General features: G+C 48.0%; 7 protein-coding genes. All 7 read left to right on the top strand.

The annotated features are described in order from the left end of the window. On the top strand, window positions 1-433 hold a 433-nt coding region (locus tag BM122_RS20825; RefSeq protein WP_305728212.1), incomplete at its 5' end, for a transposase. A gap of 141 nt (window positions 434-574) precedes the next feature. After that, window positions 575-781 carry a hypothetical protein gene (locus tag BM122_RS20820; RefSeq protein WP_074907538.1) on the top strand — a complete coding sequence of 69 codons (207 nt, stop codon included), beginning with the start codon at window positions 575-577 and terminating at the stop codon, window positions 779-781. Beyond that, window positions 771-980: a hypothetical protein gene (locus tag BM122_RS20815; protein WP_074907534.1), complete on the top strand. Its 210-nt coding sequence runs from the start codon at window positions 771-773 to the stop codon at window positions 978-980. The genes BM122_RS20820 and BM122_RS20815 overlap by 11 nt, the downstream gene beginning before the upstream one ends. A 10-nt stretch (window positions 981-990) precedes the next feature. Then, window positions 991-1,428, top strand: coding sequence for a hypothetical protein (locus tag BM122_RS20810; protein WP_074907531.1), 438 nt, complete (start codon window positions 991-993; stop codon window positions 1,426-1,428). Window positions 1,429-1,463: 35 nt separating this feature from the next. After that, complete coding sequence (locus BM122_RS20805; protein ID WP_083398646.1) at window positions 1,464-1,775, top strand: HNH endonuclease; 312 nt, start codon at window positions 1,464-1,466, stop codon at window positions 1,773-1,775. A gap of 129 nt (window positions 1,776-1,904) precedes the next feature. Further along, complete coding sequence (locus BM122_RS20800) at window positions 1,905-2,369, top strand: phage terminase small subunit P27 family (protein WP_074907527.1); 465 nt, start codon at window positions 1,905-1,907, stop codon at window positions 2,367-2,369. Continuing rightward, complete coding sequence (locus BM122_RS20795) at window positions 2,338-3,246, top strand: terminase large subunit domain-containing protein (RefSeq protein ID WP_256212266.1); 909 nt, start codon at window positions 2,338-2,340, stop codon at window positions 3,244-3,246. The genes BM122_RS20800 and BM122_RS20795 overlap by 32 nt, the downstream gene beginning before the upstream one ends. Window positions 3,247-3,311 lie beyond the last annotated feature (65 nt).

The following is a 3,311-nucleotide window of genomic DNA, read 5'->3' as shown; positions in this document are numbered from 1 at the left end:
TATTGATGAAAGTGGGTTTGCACAGGATGCGCCGCGCACGCACGGTTATGCACCCGCTGGCCAGAGATGTCATGGCACGCATGACTGGCATGCGCCAGGTCGTATCAACGCAATGGGAGCGTTGATCGGAAAGCTATTGATAACCGTCAGCCTGTTTGCAGTCAATATCAGTGCCGATGTATTTCATGGATGGGCGGTGCAGGACCTGTTGCCTAAATTGCCGTCACATGCGGTCGTTGTGATGGACAATGCTACCTTCCATAAGAGGCAGGATACGCAAGAGGCCATACAAAACGCTGGGCACACCCTTGAATACTTACCCGCTTACTCTCCTGATCTTAATCCCATCGAACATAAATGGGCACAGGCCAAAGCACTGCGTAAACAACAAAACCAGACCGTTGAGATACTTTTCAAATCCTATACATTCTGAATCATTCTTAACTGGTTAGGCTATATATGTACATTTTTACATATACAGGTATGGAAGGTATGGAAGGTTAGGAAGATCAAGCACAGATAAGCGTTTCAAGCTTCCATACCTGCTCCACACCTCGAATAAGGTATGGAACCCATGAAAAAAGAACAGGTAAGGCAGCTATTTCCGGAAGCGTGCAAGCTGGCCGATGATGTGCGGGCTGTGTTTTATGACGCAGACCTAAAGCTGGTGCACTTGCAGGAAGGTGAGCGTGAGTTGGGTAAGCCAGGCGAGCGAGGCGTGAATCCTTGTGGACGTGGTGATGAATATGTGACCAGGAGAGCGAAAAGAAATGATGAATAGCAAGGTACTGCCCGATTTTTATTACCGTGATCCTGCTGAAGTGATTGAGCGTGTGCAGTTGAATAAGATGGGATGCAAAGCCTGTGCCATGCATACGGTGGTGATGAGCCGGGTGATGTGTGGTGATGCCAGGAATGAGCGGCAAGTCGGTGTGCCTGGTGTTGGGCATAAGTGCAAATGGTTTATTGAACGTAAGTGAGGTGATGGTGATGATTGGTGATGAGGCTATTGTGGTGAATAAGTTGTTGAGATGGGCTGAATGGAAGATGGGCAGCGGTGTCCAGCTTGGCTATAAAAGCCATGTTAATTTTTTGAAGCTCGCTGGAGGAAGTGGCTGGCATGATGAATCGATTGACTCTGAATGCCTCCTGACCGATGAAGCAGTTGAGCAATTGCCCATTATGCATAAAGAGTTAATCCGGCTGGAATACCTTGGTACGTTGAAAGATGAGCAATTCAAAGCACGCGCATTCTTTGATGGTAGCGTTAGGTCATGGCGTCAATGGAAACACGATGCGCATAACAAAATAGCAAATTATTTAAAAATACGCTTGACGATGCTTCCGATTTCTGAGCATAATTCGTCAAACTTATCTAATTGCGTCCAGATGACGCAGCAAGCAGATTACATATCAAGTAGTTATTAAAAAACAAAGCCCGGTCAATGTGCCGGGCTTTTTTTATGCCTGACCGAAAAACATCATCTCAACGCGGCTATGGATATCGATGGCAGAAAGCACGCGAAGGATTCTTAAGAAAGCATCCGCTATGCGCTGATCATGAGAAGCGTGGTTATGTGGTGGCTGCAGTGATAGTCGATCACATCATCCCTCATCGAGGTGACATGCAACTGTTCTGGGATAAAGCCAACTGGCAATCATTATGCGAACAATGCCATAACAGCCACAAACAGAGGCTTGAGAAGTCAGGAATTATCACGGGTTGTAACGTTGATGGCATCCCACTTGATGCATCGCACCATTGGAACAAATGACCGGGGGTGGTCAAATCTCTACAGCTTTTGCCTTCTAGACCGTTCGCCTACTTTTTTGTGCATAACCGCGAAATGGATAGGGGGGTGTAAGTGATTTTTAGCTGGAAATATAACGGATTTTTGTAAAAAATGGCAGGCAGAAATAGAAAACCAACCCATCTTAAGATAGTAGAGGGTAACAAAGGCAAGCGTGCGATCAATGGTCAAGAGCCCGATCCTGATTACCTGAATGATCTGACGCCGCCCGAATTTCTGACTGATAGTGCTAAGGTTGTGTGGGAGGAAATTGCGCAGAACCTGCGTGATGCGCGTGTACTGACTGTGCTCGATATTCCTATGCTGCAGATGGTATGCGAGTCGGTAGCTACTTATCGCAATGCGGTGAAGAAATGTGAAGAACGCCATGCCAAGGGAAGTATTGGCGAGAGCTCATCGATTGGTTATTGGGAAATGATCAAGTCAATGAGCTTTAAGCAAGCCATGGCAGCCATGCAGCAGTTCGGCATGTCGCCAGCTGCTCGTACCAGGATAGCCATTCAGCCACAAGGTGAACTAGATCTTGGTGATAAAGAAAGTAAAAACTACTTCACGTGATCCGGTAACCACCTACGCACGGAATGTCATTTCCGGCAAAATCATCGCAGGGCCGCACGTAAGAGCAGCATGTCAGAGACACCTGGATGATTTAGAGAAGGCCCCACAACGGGGCTTTTTTTTCGACCTGGAAAAGGTCAAGCGGGCTATTGGGTTTTTTGAAGATGTACTCCGGCTGAACGGTGGACAGTACGAGGGCAAACCTTATGTACTGCTTGACTGGCAGAAATTCATCGTCGGCAGTTTGTTCGGATGGGTGGATAATGCTGGCCTGCGCAGATTCCGCGTAGCCTATGTTGAGACGGGTAAAGGTTCAGGCAAGAGTCCACTTGCTGCAGGCATAGGCTTGTATGGATTGGTAGCAGACGGTGAAGCGCGTGCGGAATGCTACGCAGCTGCCACGAAAAAAGACCAGGCCATGATCCTGTTCCGGGATGCCGTGGCCATGGTGGACCAATCGCCTGATCTATCCAAACGAATTATAAAAAGTGGAACTGGCGAGCGGGTATGGAACCTAGCCTACCATAAGACCGGTAGTTTTTTCAGACCGATCTCATCTGATGATGGCCAGTCAGGTCCTCGTCCACATATAGGACTGGCTGACGAAATCCACGAGCATAAAGATAATTTCGTGGTTGAGATGCTTCGTGCGGGTACCAAAAGCAGGCTGCAAGCGCTCATCTTCATGATCACCAATTCCGGATCAGACCGGACAGGTCCAGGATGGCAATATCACGAATTTGCAACACGCATCGCAGCCAGACAACTCGAAAACGATTCCTTTTTCAGCTATGTATGCGCACTAGATGAAGGCGATGATCCGCTCAATGATGAACAATGCTGGGACACTCAGTTTAATATGTCATGGAATGCCTGACTTGATCTGACCCGTGCTGGGATTGGCGAAGTGCCTTTGCGTTGACCTGTCGATCTGGTCCAGGT

This window comes from Nitrosomonas communis, from assembly GCF_900114745.1.
GTDB lineage: Bacteria > Pseudomonadota > Gammaproteobacteria > Burkholderiales > Nitrosomonadaceae > Nitrosomonas > Nitrosomonas communis_A.
Note: the sequence above shows the minus strand (reverse complement) of the source record. Positions and strands in the feature narration are given on the sequence as shown.

Bases quoted from the DNA above. Each gene is read 5' to 3' on its own strand.
- BM122_RS20820 (WP_074907538.1), top strand. From the start codon at position 575: ATGAAAAAAGAACAGGTAAGGCAGCTATTTCCGGAAGCGTGCAAGCTG.
- BM122_RS20810 (WP_074907531.1), top strand. From the start codon at position 991: ATGATTGGTGATGAGGCTATTGTGGTGAATAAGTTGTTGAGATGGGCT.
- BM122_RS20805 (WP_083398646.1), top strand. From the start codon at position 1,464: ATGCCTGACCGAAAAACATCATCTCAACGCGGCTATGGATATCGATGG.
- BM122_RS20815 (WP_074907534.1), top strand. From the start codon at position 771: ATGATGAATAGCAAGGTACTGCCCGATTTTTATTACCGTGATCCTGCT.
- BM122_RS20800 (WP_074907527.1), top strand. From the start codon at position 1,905: ATGGCAGGCAGAAATAGAAAACCAACCCATCTTAAGATAGTAGAGGGT.